Source organism: Paraburkholderia sp. 32 (assembly GCF_050435345.1).
Classification (GTDB): Bacteria; Pseudomonadota; Gammaproteobacteria; order Burkholderiales; family Burkholderiaceae; genus Paraburkholderia; species Paraburkholderia tuberum.
On record NZ_JBNDKD010000003.1, the window covers coordinates 220,436 to 237,439 of the forward strand.

The following is a 17,004-nucleotide window of genomic DNA, read 5'->3' on the forward strand; positions in this document are numbered from 1 at the left end:
CCCGACGCGAGTGTCACTTGCGATCAGGCAGACGCGCGTCGGCTGGCGTCGAACGAGCCGGACCCAGGCAGTTTCCGGTGCAAATCGCAGTGGAGCAGAAGAGCAGAAAGCAGCAGGTGCAATGACCGAGCCAGCGCAGCCGCCGTGCAGATGCAGCCGAGCGCGACTGCGCGCATTACGCAAACGCCTTCCAGGCCGGATCACATCGCCGACCGACGTCCATGCAACGAGAAAAAATCATCGACAAGCCCTTGAGCAAATTTCCGTATCCGATTCCAAGCCGCGAAGAAATCCTCGGCGTGCTGCGCACGAGTGAAATGCCGCTTGCCGCGAACGACATCGCCGAAGCCCTGTCGATCAAGCGCCAGGAGCGCGAAGGATTTTTCAAGCGTCTCGGCGCAATGGAGCGCGACGGCCAGATCCGGCTCGATCAGCGCAATCTCTATCAACTGACCCATCCGTCGAACTTCGTCGCGGGCCGCGTCCAGGGCCATCGCGACGGCTACGGTTTCCTGATTCGCGACGACGGCCAGGACGACCTGTTCCTGCCCAACGGCGAGATGCAGAAGGTCATGCACAACGACCGCGTGCTCGCGCGCATCGTCGGCTATGACCGGCGTGGGCGGCCCGAAGGGCACATCGTCGAGGTCACCGACCGCGCGAACAAGCGCGTGATCGGCCGTCTGCTCAACGAGAACGGCGCGCTGATCGTCGCGCCCGAAGACAAGCGCATCGGCCACGACATCCTGATCACGCAGAACACCCGCAAGGCGAAAGTTGGCCAGGTCGTGGTGGTCGAGCTGACCGATTTTCCGAGCCGTCATTCGCAGCCGCTCGGCCGTGTGGTCGAAGTGCTGGGCGATATCGACGACCCCGGCATGGAAATCGAAATCGCGGTGCGCAAGTACGGCGTGCCGCACGAGTTCGGCGAGGCCGCGCTGGCCGAAGCGGCGAAGCTGCCCGACGAAGTGCGCCCGGCCGACATTCGCCATCGCGTCGACCTGCGCGACGTGCCGCTCGTCACGATCGACGGCGAGGACGCGCGCGACTTCGACGACGCCGTCTATTGCGAGCCGGTGCAGGTGGGCCGCGGCGACGGTTTCCGCCTGATCGTCGCGATCGCGGACGTGTCGCATTACGTGCTTGCGCAAAGCGGGCTCGATACCGACGCGATCGAGCGCAGCACGTCGGTGTATTTTCCGCGCCGCGTGATCCCGATGCTGCCGGAGAAGCTGTCGAACGGACTGTGCTCGCTGAATCCGCAAGTCGACCGCTGCGTGCTCGTGTGCGACATGATCGTCACCGCGCGTGGCGACGTGAAGGCGTATCAGTTCTATCCGGGCGTCATGCATTCGGCCGCGCGGCTCACCTACACCGAAGTCGCCGCGGTGCTGAAAAACACCAAAGGCCCGGAAGCGACCCGCCGCGCCGCGTTGCTGCCGCAACTGCAGAATCTGTATGGCGTCTACAAGGCGCTGTTCGCGGCGCGTCAGAAGCGCGGCGCGATCGACTTCGATACGACGGAGACGTACATCGTCTGCAACGCGCAGGGCAAGATCGAGCAGATCGTGCCGCGCACGCGCAACGATGCGCACAAGCTGATCGAGGAATGCATGCTGGCCGCGAACGTGTGCGCGGCGGACTTCCTCAAGCGCAACAAGCATCCGGGCCTGTTCCGCGTGCATGCGGGCCCGAGCGCGGAAAAGCTCGAGAACCTGCGTACCTTCCTGCGCGGCATGGGCCTGACGCTCGGCGGCGGCGACACGCCGCACGCGAGCGACTACGCCGCACTGATGGCGCAGATCCGCGACCGGCCCGACGCCTCGATGCTGCAGACGATGCTGCTGCGCTCGATGCAGCAGGCGGTCTACAGCCCCGACAACATCGGCCACTTTGGCCTCGCCTACGAGGCCTACGCGCACTTCACGAGCCCGATCCGCCGTTACCCCGACCTGCTCACGCATCGCGCGATCTACGCGATCCTGCAGGGCCGTAAGTATCAGCCGCAGCCGCCGCACGGCGTCGAGCTCAATACCGCACTGTCGCCGCGCGCCCGCGCGATGCAACAGGCCGACGAGGAAAAGCGGGGCGCCCGCGGGCGCGCGAACAACGTGGCGATCTGGGAAGAACTTGGGCTGCACTGCTCGGCGAACGAGCGCCGCGCGGACGAAGCATCGCGCGATGTCGAAGCGTGGCTCAAGTGCTATTTCATGCGCGACAAGCTCGGCGAAGAGTATGGCGGCATGGTCAACGGCGTCACGTCGTTTGGTATTTTCGTGCAGCTCGATTCTCTGTTCATCGAAGGCCTCGTGCATGTGACCGAACTCGGCTCCGACTACTTCCAGTACGACGAGATCAAGAACGAGCTGCGCGGCGAGCGAACCGGCATTCGCTACCGGCTGTCGGATCGCGTGCGCGTGCAGGTGAGCCGCGTCGATCTCGACGCGCGCAAGATCGACTTCCGCCTTGTGCGCGATACGCCGATCAAGCCGCCTTTGGCACGCGGTATCGCGGCGGACAAGGCAGAAGGCGCTGGCCCGCGCGTGCGCGTGATGCCGCCGGTGGAAAGTGGCGCGTCGGTGCCGGGTCCGCGGCGCAAGAGGGCCGCGCCCGCGCAGAGCGCGGCGGTCAAGGAAGCGCGCGTGGCGAGGAAGCACGGTGTCGCGACCAAGGCGGCGTCGAAGCAGGCACGCAAGAAGCGCTGAGGCTTTCACAGCGCCGGGACCGCGCGCAGCGGGCACGTGAGCACGTGCCGGTTGCGCGCGGTCTGCCTTTTGGTTTCATATTCATCACAGTGGCGCGCGTTGAACGCGCGCCCCATCAAAGGTTGTTCAGTCATGGCACGTCATAAGGTCTTATACGGTTTCCACGCAGTGACCGCGCGTATCCGGCACGATGCGTCGACGGTCGAGGATGTCTATTACGACGCGACGCGCAAGGACCGTCGTATGACCGAATTCCTGCACGCCGCGAAAGACGCGGGCGTGCGTCTGATCGCCGCCGACGAAACGCGTCTGTGGGGCCTCGCGCGCACGGAACGTCATCAGGGCGTGGTCGCGCGTGCGGGCGATCTGCCGCTTGCGCAGAATCTCGCCGAACTGCTCGACGGCATCAGCGGCTCGCCGCTGATCCTCGTGCTCGACGGCGTGACCGATCCGCACAATCTCGGCGCCTGCCTGCGCGTCGCCGACGCGGCCGGCGCCCACGCGGTGATCGCGCCGCGCGATCGCGCGGTGGGACTGAACGCGACCGCCGCGAAAGTCGCGAGCGGCGCGGCCGACACGGTCCCGTACATCACGGTCACGAATCTGGCGCGCGCGCTGCGCGAACTGAAGGACGCGGGTGTCTGGGTGGTCGGCACGGCCGACGACGCGCAGAAGAGTGTCTACGAAACGGAACTCGACGGGCCGGTGGCGCTCGTGATGGGAGCCGAAGGCGAGGGCATGCGACGCCTGACGCGTGAAACCTGCGATGTCGTCATGAACATTCCGATGGCGGGAACGGTGGAGAGTTTGAATGTATCCGTGGCTAGCGGAGTGTGTCTGTTCGAGGCTGTGCGGCAGCGGGCGGTGAAGAAGTAGTTTTTCTGTCGTCGTTCTTGTTTGTTGCCCGATTGTGGGCGCCCGGAACGCGGTGGTGGTTCCGGGCGTTTTGCTTTGAGTGCGGAAAATACAGCTATTTGCGCAGGAGGCGCTTTAGTGTAGCCCCACAATTTGGCGCAAAAGCCAGTGTCGTATTCCCTTTCGAAAGCGGGATCAAGGTCCATCGGGTGCGCATTCATGAATAGATCAATTTCGCCGATCAATTCGTGATGGCGATGGATGATTCCTGTGTCTCAATGTGTCCAATCGTGTCCGGCAAACAAACGTGGTCCGCGGCACAAAGCCACCCAAACCCGGCCTTCTCCGCGCCACTCCGGTAAACTACGGGTTTTTCACGCTTTTCCCGCCTCTCCCATGACTCAAGACGAACTCAAGCAACTGGTCGGCCAGGCCGCCGCCGATTACGTGAATGCCAACGTGCCGCAAGGCTCGGTGATCGGCGTCGGCACGGGCTCCACCGCGAACTGCTTCATCGACGCGCTGGCCGCCACCAAATCCCGCTATCGCGGCGCGGTGTCGAGTTCGCTCGCCACCACCGCGCGTCTGCAATCGCACGGCTTCAAGGTGCTCGACCTGAATGAGATCGACTCGCTGCCGGTGTACGTCGACGGCGCCGACGAAATCGATCACAGCGGCGCGATGATCAAGGGCGGCGGCGGCGCGCTCACGCGCGAGAAGATCGTCGCGTCGGTGTCGGAAGTATTCGTCTGCATCGCGGATGCGAGCAAGGTCGTCGAGACGCTGGGCTATTTCCCGCTGCCGATCGAAGTCGTGCCGATGGCGCGCACCGCGATCGGCCGGCGCGTGACGGCGCTCGGCGGCGTGCCCGTCGTGCGTGTGACGAAAGAGGGTGTGCCGTTTATCACCGACAACGGCAACGAGATCATCGACGTGAAGGGCTTGAGCATCAGCGACCCGCGCACGCTCGAGGCGCATATCAACGCATGGCCCGGCGTCGTCACGGTCGGCCTGTTCGCGGGCCGCGGCGCGAGTCTGTGCCTGCTCGGCACGGACACCGGCGTGCAGACGATCACGTACGGCCAGAATTAAGCGAATTGCGTTTCTGTTCGCTCTGACGCGTGTGAGCCGCTCCAACGGTTCACACGCGTTTTTTGTTGCGGTCGTGCCGCACGATCCCGCTTATACCGCCCGCCGCGGCGGCAATCGCGCGCACCTGGCGGAAAATGCCCGGCACCGTGCGCAGACAATTAGCCGCCGATGCCCGCCGCGCGATGCCCGACACGCGCGCGTCGCCGATCATCCGCGCGCCAGGCGCTGCGAAGCGCACGCGCAACGGACCGTCCGACAGCAGCACCACTGCGTCGCGCGCCGTGCAGCGCACGGCGAAATTCCCCCAAGGCGAACCCGGCCCTCCCAACTGACTGCTCCGATCGCCAAACGGCACGCGAGGCACGCGAGGCACGCGAGGCACAGCGGCCGTCGAGGTCGCTAGCCCGTCGTTCGCGCAGCGCTCCGATCGTAAAGGTGTGGGCAGGACTGGCGAGCAGGCGTGAGGCGATACGTCAGGCGTAGTGCACATACGAAAGCGCGGGAATGAAGCCGTGTTTTTGCAGACGCGAACGGACTCTCCGAATTACTCGCGTACTGTCGCACGTCGAATGTGGGCACGCGCACGCACAGTCAGGAACGTGGCACATACACTCTTCTCTGAGGCCAGGTGGCGATTCGTGACAGACAGGACGGAATATGAAAGTGGCGATCGTGCACGATTGGCTGGTCGCTCCCGGCGGCGCCGAGAAAGTGCTCGGGCAGATCATCGAGTGCTTTCCCGACGCCGACATTTTCAGCGTCGTCGATTTTCTCGAAGATCGCACGCCGCTTGCCGGTAAGCCGGTCACCACGTCGTTCATCCAAGGCCTGCCGTTTGCGCGCAGCCGTTATCGCGCCTATTTGCCCTTGATGCCGCTCGCCGTCGAACGGTTCGATCTGTCGAGCTATGACCTGATCATCACCAGTTCTTGCGCAGTCGCGAAGGGCGTATTGGTCGGCCCTCATCAGACGCACATCAGTTACGTGCACTCGCTGATGCGATATGCGTGGGATCTGCAGTATCAGTATCTGCGCGAAGCGAATCTGCTGCGCGGGCCGAAGTCGTGGGCCGCGCGGGTATTGCTGCATTACCTGCGCGGCTGGGACGCGCAGTCGACGAATGGTGTCGATCGTCTGATCGCGAATTCGCAATCGGTCGCGCGGCGCATGATGAAAACCTATCGGCGCGATGCCGCGGTGATTCCGCCGCCCGTCGACGTGAACGAATTCGAACTGCGCACCGAAAAAGACGATTTCTATCTGACCGTGTCGCGGATGGTGCCGCACCAACGCATCGATCTGATCGTCGAGACGTTCAACGCCACGCCGCAGCGCAAGCTGATCGCGATCGGCGACGGGCCGCAAATGGCGTCGATCCGCGCGAAGGCAGGACCGAACGTGACGGTCCTCGGCTATCAGCCATTCGGCGTACTGAAGGAGTATCTGGCGCGTGCGCGAGCCTTCGTGTGCGCCGCCGAGGAAGATTTCGGCATCGTGCCGCTCGAAGCGCAGGCCTGCGGCACGCCGGTCATTGCGTTCGCCCGGGGCGGGGCGCTCGAAACGGTAGTGCCGGTCGGCGACCCGCACCCGACCGGCGTTTTCTTCGCGCGTCAGACGGCGGTGTCAATGCTCGACGCGATCGACCGCTTCGAGCGGCTGAGCGCGTACATCACGCCGGCGGCCTGTCGCGCGAATGCCGAGCGGTTTTCGCCTCAGGTGTTCCGGCGGGCGTTCATGGCCGAGGTCACGCGCACGATTGCGGCGGTCGCTCAGGGTCTGCCGGCGATGGAACTGGGGGAGCCGGTGAGGTGGGCGCAGCCCGATCTCGCGACCCGGGAACTCGGCATCGCCAGCGACACGGCGCCGAAAAGCAGGTGGAGGCAATGAGGTGAGGGTGTTTCGCCGTTCTCGCCTCGGGGAGTTTTCGATAGGAGAGAAAGAGGTTTTCGTCGTCATGCAGTGATTTCGCAACGGGCAGTAACGAGCCGTTCTGACCAACGCGTCCGGGCGGCTCTTGGTGTGGGCGCGTCCGCTTCGCGCTTTGTGTCGGCAGCGCGTATCGCGTATCGCGCGATAGGCGCCGCGGGTGCAAGGCCAGCCGCGGCGGGTCATTGTCAAGCAAGCAGTATTGGACTTCAAAAAACCACATCGGGGTGCGCGCCACGCGCTATGGGCGAGATATTCGCTGGCGCGGCATGCCTCGCGTGGCCATAACGACCTGAAGCAGACGTTCGCTATCGTGATCGCTGAATTTCCTCACTGCGAAGTTCGCCGTGCCGGCAATTCGGCGTGTCACGGCGATTCACTACAACAGGCAGTCGTCATTCGCGCGTCACCGATTAACGCGCCGACGGCTTTTGGACGAGGACGAATTAAAACTCATGAATGCCGATCGCCTTCCGGGACCCTTTCCCGACATCTCCGCAACGTGGGCTGCGCTGAAGAGCCAGTTGCCGATCACGCCGATTCGCACCGAAGAGGATTATCACCAGATGGTGCGAGTCGCCAATTCGCTGTCCGATCATCTAAGCGGCAACGACAACGATCCGCTCGCCGATCTGCACGCGATCGTGACGGAACTGGTCGGTCATTGGCAAGCGCGCAACCTGACGATTCCAAAAGCGGAGCCGCGCGAGGTCCTGCGCCATCTGCTGATCACGCATGGTCTCAAGCAGAAGGATCTGGCCGGCATCGCGTCGCCGACCGTGGTCAGCGATATTCTCGCGGGGCGCCGCGCGATCAGCAAGAAAGTCGCCAAGGCGCTCGCGGTACGGTTTCAGACCGATGTCAGCGCGTTCCTGTAGAGGCGGTGTCGCGCGGCGGACCCGTCCATGACGTGGTCCGTCGCGGCTGCTCATCTTGCGTCAACCACGGCGGCTGTCGATCGGGCCGCCGGCGTTGGCGCTTCTATTCGCAGCGGCGTGTACGCGTTGTTGCCCGGTTGGGTGTTTTTCTCGAATGGAACGCAGGCGCATTCCGGCGATCCTTCAGCGCACCGCCTTCAGTACCCGCACTTCGCATGCGCCGCAGTGCCGGCACGATGACCGACACTCCCGGATGCGATTGCCTCGATGGCGTGGTCAGAACGCGTTGCGGCCGACAAAGCCCTTGAAAATCGTGATGAAGACGATCTTCATGTCGAACCAGAACGACCAGTTCTGGATATAGAAGAGATCGAACTTCACGCGCGCTTCCATCTTCTCGACCTTGGTGGTCGCGCCGCGATAGCCGTTGACCTGGGCCCAGCCGGTGATGCCGGGCTTGATGCGGTAACGGTGCATGTAGCCGTATACCTGGTCCTTGTACAGATCATCGTGTTCGACCGCATGCGGACGCGGACCCACCACCGACATCTGACCGAGCAGCACGTTCAGAAACTGCGGCAGCTCGTCGAGACTCGTGCGACGCATGAAGCTGCCGAGCTTCGTCACGCGCAAGTCGTTGCGGGTCGCCTGCGTGATCTGGCCGTGCTCTTCCTGGTGCACGGTCATCGAGCGGAACTTGTAGATGCCGAACGGCTGGCCGTCGACGCCCTTGCGGATCTGCCGGAAAAACACCGGTCCCGGCGACGTGAGCTTGATGCCGATCGCGAGCACGGCGAACACCGGCGCGAGCACGATGAGCGCGAGCACGGCGAACAGGCGGTCGAACATCAGCTTGGGCCACATCTGCGGCGACGAGAATGGCGTCGCGCTCAGATTCAGCGTCGGCAAACCGACGACATCGACGATCGCTTGATTGAACAGCGACAGACTGCGCACGTCGGGAATGAAGCGCAGATTGACGAAGTCGTGTCTGAAGGTGCGCGTGAAGCGGTAGATCGTGTGTTCCTCGGAAAGCGGCAACGCGAGCCACACTTCGTTCACGCGGTCATTGCGTACCTTCGTCGCGAACGCTTCCAGATCCGTCAGCACGGGTAGGCGGGTCAGACGCGCGCCATACGCGTCGTGGCCTTGCACGCTGGTGTCGAACACGCACACCGGTTTGAAGCCCGCTTGCGGCGCATGCTCGAGATGCGCGAGCAGCGTGCGCGCAAACCCCGGTGCGCCGACGATCGCGACGGTGCGCGCGTTCATGCCGCGGCGACGTACGAAGCGCAGCACCACGTGCATGATGCAGCGTGTCGCGATGATCAACGCGCCGGAGATCAGCGTCGAGTAGCCGAGCCACAGGCGCGACACCGCATCCGTCCGATGCAGCGTGAACGCGAGCAGGAGCGCGGTCGCGACCACCGTGAGCCACGCGGCGGCGATTCGCGCGAGCACCGGCGCGAGCGCCTTGCCGCGCCACGTCTCATAGACCCCGAAGCCCGGAAACAGCAACAGAACCAGCACACACTTGAACGCGATCAGAAGACGCTCGGTATCGGCGAACGCGATCGGCGCGGAAAAGCGCATCCAGTGGGCGAGCAGACCGCCTGCAATCACGAACAGTGCGTCGAGACATCGAGCAGTAATCCTGAACATAGGCAAATCGACCCCGGTCATCGAGCCGCGTGCCGCTTATTCGACGGTCTCGGCCTGGCGCAGTCGCGGCAGCAGACGATCGAATTCGCGTTTCACGAGGCCGTAGCATTCGCACGCGCGGGCTTCGAGGCCCTTGCGGTCGAGCACCTTGATATGACCGCGGCTATGATGAATCAGGCCTTCGTCGTGCAGCTTGCCGGCCGCTTCGGTGATGCCTTCGCGGCGCACGCCGAGCATGTCGGCAATCAGCTGCTGCGTGACGATCAGATCGTTCGACGCCACGCGGTCCACCTCGATCAGCAGCCAGCGGCACAGTTGCTTGTTGAGCGAGTGATGGCGGTTGCACGCGGCGGTCTGCGCGACCTGGGTCAGAAGAGCGTGCATATACAGCAGCATCAGGCGGCGCAGAAAGTCGGAGCGCGCGAACTGCTGCTTGAGCGCCTGCGCGCTCATCCGGTAGGCGAAGCCCGCGCATTGCACCTGTACGCGGTTGGGCATGGTTTCGCCGCCCGTGAGGACCGGCACGCCGGTCATGCCTTCGCGGCCGACCGCGGCGATCTCGACGGAGCTGCCGTCTTCCATCGTCGAGAGCATCGAGATGATCGCGGTGGTGGGGAAGTACACATGATGGATCCGTTGACCCGAGTCGCATAGCAGTTGCTCGGTGCGCAGATGAACCAGTTCGAGGTGGGGAGCTAGTGCCTGCCATTCGTGCGACGGCATTGCGCCCAGCAGATGGTTACCGTGCAAATCGGATTGAAGTGTCAACATGATCGGTCCTCGCATGAAAGTCGCGCCTCGCGCGACTCTCTCCGTTTATTTGATCCGATGCCCGCATCCTCGGGAGTGGGCTGCCCGGCGAGCAGCCTGGATGAACACATCGGCCCCGTTTTAGGCCTGTCTGCCACCGCCTCTGTTGTTGCGCTCGTGTGCGGTGACACTCTGTTGCGTGGAGGTAGTAGCGAGGACCGTGCCAACGTTAGGGAAAACGCCTGCTGATGCGGCGCAGCGAAGAAACCCGGAGCGCGTCGGGAGAGTAAAAGCGGCTTTTTGTTTCAGTTCTGCACACCCCTGCCGGATGGGGAATGCATCGTATGAAAGCTTCGGGTTTGGGCGAATCCCTTGATATCAAAGGCTTCACGGCCAAAAACTGGGTGCTGTCGAAGCTGTCTCAGATTTGAACCTGGCGCCGCATGCACGTTTTGAAGCGCTCCTCGTGAAGTGCCGGAAATGATTCAGAAGTGTTAAATGGAGTGCGTGCGCTGTCGCACGTAAGGCCTCTCAAAGCAGGCAACAGTCGCGTTCGAGCCAACAGTGAGCGAGCCGGGCAGACAGTTCGAGACCTGCGAAGCGAGCTTTGGGGCGCTTCGCGTACGTGCGACTAGTTCGGAATGACCACTAGCCGTAGAAGATGGCGGATAGCGCATTGATCGCGCGGACTTCCCCCTGGGGTGCCCCGCATGTTTCATCCACTTTAAAGGCCGCGTTTGATGCAGGAGCAACGAGTTCTTGCGGCGACGCCGCGAAGGCGGTCGGCAGCAGCGGTTCGAGCGCATGCAGCGGCACGATACAGCGCCGGTTCGGCGCGAGATGGAACCAGTCGCGCACCGCGCGATAACGAGGGTCAATGATATGAACGAAGCGCGCAAAGCGCTTCGTTTCGATCGCAAGCTGCCAGCCGCTGCCGTCGTCACGACGTTCGACCTCGACGGTCATACCGAGGTCATCACGCGCGTGCACGCTACGCTCGGGCAGATGAAACGCTTCGGACACGATCTCGCCACTCGCGGCATCGTAGAGCGTTGCAATCGTGACATCGTGCGCGCGTGGGCCGAAGCGGTACGCATGCGTGAAATCGAAGAACTGGCCCAGATGCGCGGCCGCACTGATGCGTTGCAGGCTGCGCGGGGCAAGCGTCAGCGCGCGTCGCGCGGACGTGACCTTCACGCTGCCGTCGCGCAGACAGACCAGTTCGAGTTCGCCGCAAAACGTTTGTGCGCGCTCGTTGATCAGATGAATATCGAGGCCGTTCAGGCCTTCGTCGGTGAGCGTGATCTGCAACGGCTGCAGTGTCTGCGCGAAGCCGTGCAGCGCGCTTTTCGGCCGTCCCGTCGCGTCGATCACGCCCCAGCCCGCGCCCGCGCGCAGATCCTGCAACTGCCACACGAGGCCGCCGCCGCACGACGAGCCCGCGCGCCGCCACTCGGCGAACACGTCGCCGATCAGCTCGGCAACCACCGCGCGCGACAGATCGAGATAACGCGCCGCATCTTCATAGCGCAAGCGCGCCGGCTCGACGCCGTAAAGCGCCTGCAAATAATGATCGCGCACGTCGTCGAAATCCCAGCCTGCGCCAGGATCGCGCGGCACGGCGGCTTTCCAGCGCGGATCGTGCGTGTGGATCGTGCCGAGCGCGTCGTGCAGCGTCGCCTCGTCGGGGACGTTGGCGAATGCCAGGCATTCGGCCGCGAAGCGCACCTGCGCGCGGCGCACGTCGGCGAGCGGGCGCTGATACGCGCCGACGCCGTAGTAGTGCGTGACGCCCTCGTTGGTCGAGAACGGCCACGCGCCGCCCGATGGCGAATTGCTGACATAGGGCACGTCCTCACGTTCGCGCGCGACGAGCGCGGGCAGCAGCTCGGTAAACAACGCTTGCGCGCGCTGCGCCGCGGGCAGTCCGAACATCGCCGCCTGCTGGTCGACCTCGCTGCCGCCGCACAGCACCGCGAGCGAGGCAAAGCGACGCGTGCGGCTCAGGAACTGGCTCGCTTCGCGCTCGATCAATGCGCTGAACGCGGCATCGTTCGGGTAGTCGAAATTCGCCAGCGCGAAGTCCTGCCAGATCAACAGGCCGTACTCGTCGGCGAGCGCATAAAACAGATCGGACTCATAGAGCATCGTGCCGCCGACGCGCAGCATGTTCATGCCAGCGGCGCGCGCGAGCTCGAACGTATGGCGCAATTGCGTTTCGGTGCCTGCTAGCGTGACGAGATCGGCGCTGGTCCAGCATGCGCCGCGACAGAATACGGGCACTTCATTCACGCGCAAGGCGAAACCCGCAGCATCGGCGCCGCGGTCCACTTCGATACGACGAAAGCCGATCGAGCCCAGAGACTGAGAGATCACGTTGCCGTCGACGAGCTGCAACGTCAGAGGATATAAAGTGGGCTCTCCATGCGTATGCGGCCACCAGCGTTTCGCGTGGGGCACGCGCACGTCGCCGGTGAGTGTATATGCATCGTGCCATTGCAAAGACGAAACATGGTCGCCGCAAGAAAGTGTCGCGCGGCAGGCCGCGACGTCGTGGGGGCGTACGAAACGTAAAGTCAACGAAACAACCCCATCCTCTTGCTGGAGCCGGCTGGTCAGATCAATCGTGTCGAATGCGTGCGGCGCGTCGCCGAGCATTTCGATCGGACGCCACGGGCCGACCGTCTGAATCGACGGACACCAGCCGGGCATATGGCCGAGCAGCGTGGTGCGCACGCTGCGAAGCGTCGGCGGCGACACGAGCCGCGGCCGCCAGCGCGCACGCGAGCGTTTGGCCGCCAACGCTGGCGTCAGTGAGCGAAAGCACAGCACGAGCGTCGCGCGGCCATCGAGGTCGATATCCAGATCATGGGCGATGAACATCGATGCGGAATCGAGCCGCTTCACATCGTCGAGCCACACTTGCGCGAGCGTCGCGAGTCCATGAAAACGCAAGCGGCGCCGCCCCGTACCGATCAGCGTGACGCGATACCAGTGATCGTCGAATGCGAGCGGTGGCGGGTGATCGACATCGAGCAGACCGGCGGCGAGCCGCGCGCTCGCGACGGTGCCGGGCACCTGCGCGGCGAGCCAGCCTTGCGCGGGCAGATCGGCCGGCGACTCATAGGCGTGCGGCGGGGTGCTCAGACAGGCCCAGCCGGTGTCGAGCCGTTGCGGCCATAGCGAGGGCGCGGCGCGGGCAGTGCCTGCATCATGCGCTTGCGCGATCGCGCCGGTCGCGCGCGCACGGCCAGCATCGCCCTCGTCAGCGGGCGGATCGAGTGTCGATACATCCACGGTCAATTCCCGGAAAAACCGCGCGGCACGAAGTGCGCGCAACCACGCATCACCGTATTAGCGCACCAGAGCGGCCAGCGGTGGCAGCGTTTTTTCATAAGCGCTTTCAAGCACGTCGAAGCAGTCTTCGCAGGTATCGAGACGGCCGCGCGCGATCGCGCGAATGAGCCGGAACTGCATCACCATCGACTCCGACGCGATGCTTTGCGCGGCGGCCGGTATCGTCGGCGGGATCTCGAAGCCTTGCGCGAACAGCCACTGCAGATACTTCGACAGGAACTCGAAGTTCGCGCCGAGCTGCCGCATCAGATTGAACGAGTACAGATGGAAGTACGCCTCGTCGCGCTCGAACAGCGTATCGAGATGCGCGGGAAACGCGGCACGCCATTGCGAAATCGGATTGGTCAACGGACGCCGTTCCAGATGCGCGCACAGCAGTTCCGCCGACGCCTCCGCGAGCGCGGTGCCTTCGAGCGCGGGCCGCGCCTGCTTGGCGAACTCGACGTAGGGAAACAGCAGATCGGGCTGCGCGGTGAAATGCGGCAGCTTGCGAAACACGCCGTCGTAGTCGTCGCCCTCGAGCCGGTGGTAGCCGGTGTTGTGGAAATAGCCGAGGCGGCGCGCGGCGGTGTCGACGAAGTCGATGCCGATCGTGGTCTTCGGATGCTCGCGGCGATACGAGGTCGCGCGCGTATCGGGGAGGTAGTAGCCGTCGACCTCGACGAGCACGGTGTGGCCGCGCAGCGTCTGCGCGAGCACGCGTTCTTCGAGCGAGTCGTAGATCGCGAGCTCCTGCACCTGGGTGCCATACAGATGTTCGAGATCGTCGAGCGGAAACTTGAAGAACGTGAACTGATCGCCTTCGAAATCCTGCGTGACCGTGAACGCGAGCGCCGCACGCGGATCGAGCCCGAAGCCGTGCAGCAGCTCGATCCACAGATCGACATAGCAGTTGGTCTCCTGCCACACGCGTTCGCCTTGATGCAGCGCGTGCGCTACGTGCTCGCGCAACTGCGTGCCGGCACCGGGCACCGCGTGGGTCTGCTGATGCGTCGGCGGATCGCCTGCGCGTCGCGGCAACGACGAGTTGGCGAGCGCGCCGGCAAGCGCCGAAGTCGGCGATGGATTCATGCGCGCTCCCCGGCGACGGTCGCCGTTGGCGTCGCCTGCGTTGCCTGCAGCGCATCCGCGACGCGGGTCTCGGTATCGCCCCACAGCAGCGCGCGCACCTCGTCGGGCCACGCGTCGACGTCGAGCCCATGATGACGGAACAGCGCGAGCGTGATGCGTTCCATGCCGAAGCCGACACAGCCCGTATGCGCGGTCGCGCCGTCTTCGCAGGCGATCTTCCAGATCGCGCCGAAGTGGTCCATGTGATAGTTGAACGACAGGCAGGCCGTCTTGCCGCGCGGATCGGCGACCGCGATCAGCAACTCGAACTTGAGCGCCTGCGCGCGCTGACTATCGGCGACGATCTTGCCGCCGCGGCCGAAGAACGGATCGTTCGCGAGATCGACTTCGACCGGCAAGCCTAGCAGCTTCACAAGCAGCGAGCCGCGCTCGATCCACATCTGCCGGAACGCCATCACCTGCTCGGGGCTGCCGAGACGCACGTATTCCCGTTGACGGAACATCTGCATGCGGCCCGGATCGAGCGACGGCTCATGACGGAAGCAGTACGACAGCACGTCGACGGTGCGGCCGTCGGCGGGCAGCGCGCCGCGCCGCGCCATCACCGGATAGATCGGATAGCAGGCGGCCGGCGTCAGCACGACGCGCGTCGGTTTCTGTTGCGCGAGCCACGCGTCGCCGCGGTCGTCGTCGCTGTCGGCCATCGCATCGTCGAGCGCGCGCAGCAGACGGTGGTGGCCCATGTCGTCGCCGCAAAACGAATGGATGGTGCCCGCGAGATTCGGAAAGCTCTTCAGGTATTCGCTATCCTCGAAGTCGGTGCGGCGCATCGCGGGCGGAAAACGCAATACTTCGGCTTGCTGATCTTTACCCAGCTGCGTAATCGCGAGGTTCAGTCGCTCGATCACATCCTCGAAAACCTGGCTGCGGCCATACAGTCCGTTTTCACCGGTGTCGATCAGCAGGCCGGCGGCCAGCATCTCGTCGCGCAGCGTGAGCGAAGGCCCCACGTCCGTGGCGGCGGCGGCCGCGGCGATAGCGGCGGTATCGGTCATCAGCTTCATTCAGGGTCTCCCCGGCGCGGCAGGACGTTGCGCGAGCAGCAGACTCGCGGTGTTCTGCGCGATACGGTCGTTATTGATCATCAAGGGCGCCGAGTGCAGGTCGCGCAGATGGCGGCCGACGCTATAGGGCGTGCCGTTCTTGTAGCCCGCCATGCCGCAAATCATCAGCACTTCCTGTACCACCTGCAGCGCGGTGGTCGAAATGCTGGTCTTCAGCGTGTTCATGTCCGACGCGAAACCGAGCATCGCCGCGAGCGGGGCGTCCGCCTGGGTCGCGCCCTCGCGTGCCTGATGCGCGGCGCGCGCGGCCTCCAGCGCGACCGATAGACGCGCCTGCATCATCTGCAGCAGCCCGACCGCTTCGGCGAGCCGCAGGCCCGCCGGCGGCATCGTGCCGGGCTTCGCGCGCGCCTGCGCGCGGAAGAACGCTTTCGCGCGATTGACCGCGTCGACGGTGATGCCGGTCCATACCGAGGCCCACAGCGTGTGCGACACGGGCAGCATGGTCTGATCGGCGATGTCGGCGAACGGCGTCGCGAGGATCTGTTCGGCCAGTCCCGTCGCGACGAGCCGGAAGCCCTCGCTGCAGGTGCCGCGCATGCCCATCGCGTCCCAGCCGCCACGCCGCTCGAGCTGCGTATCGGCGCGCAGCGCGACGATCAGCACCTGGTCGGACGCGGCCGCGTCGGCGGTGCGCCGCGCGGTCACGAGGATGCCGTCGGCGTGCGCGCCGTACGAGATCGTCGGGGCGAGCTTTTCGATCCGAAAACGCGCGCCATCGAGCTCCACCGAGCACGCGCTCGTGCGCATGTTGCCGCCGATCGTCTCTTCCGACGTCGCCGACGCGAGCAGCCACTGCTGCTCGGCCAGTTGTGCAAGCAGGCTCGCTTGCCAGGCGGAGGCGCCGCGATGAGAGTCGATGCACGCGACCTGGATCTGATGCATCGCATAGATCATCGCGGTCGATGCGCAGCCCTGCGCGAGCGTTTCGCAGATCGCACCGATATCGGCAAGCGACAGGCCCGCGCCGCCGAAAGCGGTCGGCACCATCGCCGACAACAAACGCTCGGCCTTGAGCGCGTCGAACGCCTCGACCGGAAAGCGCGCCTCGCGGTCCACGGCGTCCGCGTACTGCGCGGCGATCGCCGCGCAACGATGCGCTGCAGCACGCCATTCGGGACCGGTATCGAGCGCGCTCAGCGTCCCGGTGGCAGCGCCCTGGCCAGCGCCGGTCCGTGCGTCGGTAGTCGAGTTCGAGGCCGCCCCGCAGGCCGCTGCGGCGGCCTGATCCAGCAGCGGCGCACTCATGCTGCCGCCTTGGCCTGCTGCAACTCCGTCATCGCGGCGGCCATCGAGTCGAGGCTCGAGAACAGACGGCGCGTCAGCATACGGTCAGGAATTTCGACGTTGAATTCGTCTTCCATGGCAAGCATCAGATGCACGGTCGCGAGCGATGAGAGTCCGGCAGCATAGAGGTCGGCGTCGTCGGCGAGGCTTTCCAGCGGGACATCCAGGCGTGCGGATTCGGAAAGGATGCGTCTCAATGCAGTTTTCATGCAGTGCTCCCTTATGGTCAAAGGTCTGCCGATGGGTGCCGAGGTCGAATGACGTCGGCACCTGATTTTCGTGTGTAGTTTCGTGCGG

The 17,004-nt window shown here is 64.5% G+C and carries 13 protein-coding genes; 5 read left to right on the top strand and 8 right to left on the bottom strand.

Annotated features, from left to right (window positions below; genetic code table 11):
- The first annotated feature begins 221 nt into the window (after positions 1-221).
- From rnr to rpiA, 3 genes are all read left to right on the top strand, one after another.
- Positions 222-2,705 (top strand): ribonuclease R, encoded by a 2,484-nt coding sequence (rnr, locus tag OKW26_RS23720; RefSeq protein ID WP_429355415.1) that lies wholly within the window; start codon positions 222-224, stop codon positions 2,703-2,705.
- A gap of 132 nt (positions 2,706-2,837) precedes the next feature.
- Positions 2,838-3,581, top strand: coding sequence for a 23S rRNA (guanosine(2251)-2'-O)-methyltransferase RlmB (gene rlmB, locus OKW26_RS23725; RefSeq protein ID WP_184029367.1), 744 nt, complete (start codon positions 2,838-2,840; stop codon positions 3,579-3,581).
- Positions 3,582-3,956: 375 nt separating this feature from the next.
- Positions 3,957-4,652: a ribose-5-phosphate isomerase RpiA gene (rpiA, locus tag OKW26_RS23730; protein WP_429355416.1), complete on the top strand. Its 696-nt coding sequence runs from the start codon at positions 3,957-3,959 to the stop codon at positions 4,650-4,652.
- Between the two features lie 49 nt (positions 4,653-4,701).
- Here rpiA and OKW26_RS23735 read toward each other — a convergent pair whose 3' ends face one another.
- The gene (locus OKW26_RS23735; RefSeq protein ID WP_429355417.1) at positions 4,702-4,944 is read right to left on the bottom strand and encodes a hypothetical protein; all 243 of its coding nucleotides are present in this window, start codon (positions 4,942-4,944) and stop codon (positions 4,702-4,704) included.
- A gap of 365 nt (positions 4,945-5,309) precedes the next feature.
- On the opposite strand from OKW26_RS23735, the gene OKW26_RS23740 reads away from it, so the two are divergent.
- Positions 5,310-6,539, top strand: a complete 1,230-nt coding sequence (locus OKW26_RS23740) for a glycosyltransferase family 4 protein (RefSeq protein WP_429355418.1) — start codon at positions 5,310-5,312, stop codon at positions 6,537-6,539.
- Positions 6,540-7,033: 494 nt separating this feature from the next.
- The gene (locus OKW26_RS23745; RefSeq protein ID WP_026225425.1) at positions 7,034-7,456 is read left to right on the top strand and encodes a helix-turn-helix domain-containing protein; all 423 of its coding nucleotides are present in this window, start codon (positions 7,034-7,036) and stop codon (positions 7,454-7,456) included.
- 276 nt (positions 7,457-7,732) lie between these two features.
- Here the strand turns inward: OKW26_RS23745 and OKW26_RS23750 are convergent, their stop codons facing one another.
- The 7 genes from OKW26_RS23750 to OKW26_RS23780 all read right to left on the bottom strand — a co-directional run bounded on the left by OKW26_RS23750 (position 7,733) and on the right by OKW26_RS23780 (position 16,916).
- Positions 7,733-9,118 (bottom strand): undecaprenyl-phosphate glucose phosphotransferase, encoded by a 1,386-nt coding sequence (locus tag OKW26_RS23750; protein WP_429355419.1) that lies wholly within the window; start codon positions 9,116-9,118, stop codon positions 7,733-7,735.
- A gap of 36 nt (positions 9,119-9,154) precedes the next feature.
- A complete protein-coding gene (locus OKW26_RS23755) occupies positions 9,155-9,889 on the bottom strand; it encodes a Crp/Fnr family transcriptional regulator (protein ID WP_184068676.1) in 735 nt (244 codons plus the stop codon).
- 627 nt (positions 9,890-10,516) lie between these two features.
- Positions 10,517-13,207 carry a glycosyl hydrolase 2 galactose-binding domain-containing protein gene (locus OKW26_RS23760; RefSeq protein ID WP_429355420.1) on the bottom strand — a complete coding sequence of 897 codons (2,691 nt, stop codon included), beginning with the start codon at positions 13,205-13,207 and terminating at the stop codon, positions 10,517-10,519.
- A gap of 15 nt (positions 13,208-13,222) precedes the next feature.
- The gene (locus OKW26_RS23765; RefSeq protein ID WP_429355421.1) at positions 13,223-14,296 is read right to left on the bottom strand and encodes a DUF1839 family protein; all 1,074 of its coding nucleotides are present in this window, start codon (positions 14,294-14,296) and stop codon (positions 13,223-13,225) included.
- Positions 14,293-15,360 carry an amino acid--[acyl-carrier-protein] ligase gene (locus tag OKW26_RS23770; RefSeq protein WP_429355422.1) on the bottom strand — a complete coding sequence of 356 codons (1,068 nt, stop codon included), beginning with the start codon at positions 15,358-15,360 and terminating at the stop codon, positions 14,293-14,295. The genes OKW26_RS23765 and OKW26_RS23770 overlap by 4 nt, the downstream gene beginning before the upstream one ends.
- Entirely contained in the window at positions 15,361-16,668 is a 1,308-nt protein-coding gene (locus tag OKW26_RS23775) for an acyl-CoA dehydrogenase family protein (RefSeq protein WP_429355423.1), read from the bottom strand.
- Positions 16,665-16,916 carry an acyl carrier protein gene (locus OKW26_RS23780; RefSeq protein ID WP_429355424.1) on the bottom strand — a complete coding sequence of 84 codons (252 nt, stop codon included), beginning with the start codon at positions 16,914-16,916 and terminating at the stop codon, positions 16,665-16,667. Before OKW26_RS23780 ends, OKW26_RS23775 begins: the two co-directional genes overlap by 4 nt.
- Between the last annotated feature and the right edge of the window lie 88 nt (positions 16,917-17,004).

Excerpts from the sequence above, each read along its gene's own strand:
- OKW26_RS23755 (WP_184068676.1), bottom strand. The coding sequence starts at position 9,889 with ATGTTGACACTTCAATCCGATTTGCACGGTAACCATCTGCTGGGCGCA.
- OKW26_RS23745 (WP_026225425.1), top strand. The coding sequence starts at position 7,034 with ATGAATGCCGATCGCCTTCCGGGACCCTTTCCCGACATCTCCGCAACG.
- OKW26_RS23780 (WP_429355424.1), bottom strand. The coding sequence starts at position 16,916 with ATGAAAACTGCATTGAGACGCATCCTTTCCGAATCCGCACGCCTGGAT.
- rlmB (WP_184029367.1), top strand. The coding sequence starts at position 2,838 with ATGGCACGTCATAAGGTCTTATACGGTTTCCACGCAGTGACCGCGCGT.
- rpiA (WP_429355416.1), top strand. The coding sequence starts at position 3,957 with ATGACTCAAGACGAACTCAAGCAACTGGTCGGCCAGGCCGCCGCCGAT.
- OKW26_RS23765 (WP_429355421.1), bottom strand. The coding sequence starts at position 14,296 with ATGAATCCATCGCCGACTTCGGCGCTTGCCGGCGCGCTCGCCAACTCG.
- OKW26_RS23770 (WP_429355422.1), bottom strand. The coding sequence starts at position 15,360 with ATGAAGCTGATGACCGATACCGCCGCTATCGCCGCGGCCGCCGCCGCC.
- rnr (WP_429355415.1), top strand. The coding sequence starts at position 222 with ATGCAACGAGAAAAAATCATCGACAAGCCCTTGAGCAAATTTCCGTAT.
- OKW26_RS23775 (WP_429355423.1), bottom strand. The coding sequence starts at position 16,668 with ATGAGTGCGCCGCTGCTGGATCAGGCCGCCGCAGCGGCCTGCGGGGCG.
- OKW26_RS23750 (WP_429355419.1), bottom strand. The coding sequence starts at position 9,118 with ATGTTCAGGATTACTGCTCGATGTCTCGACGCACTGTTCGTGATTGCA.
- OKW26_RS23740 (WP_429355418.1), top strand. The coding sequence starts at position 5,310 with ATGAAAGTGGCGATCGTGCACGATTGGCTGGTCGCTCCCGGCGGCGCC.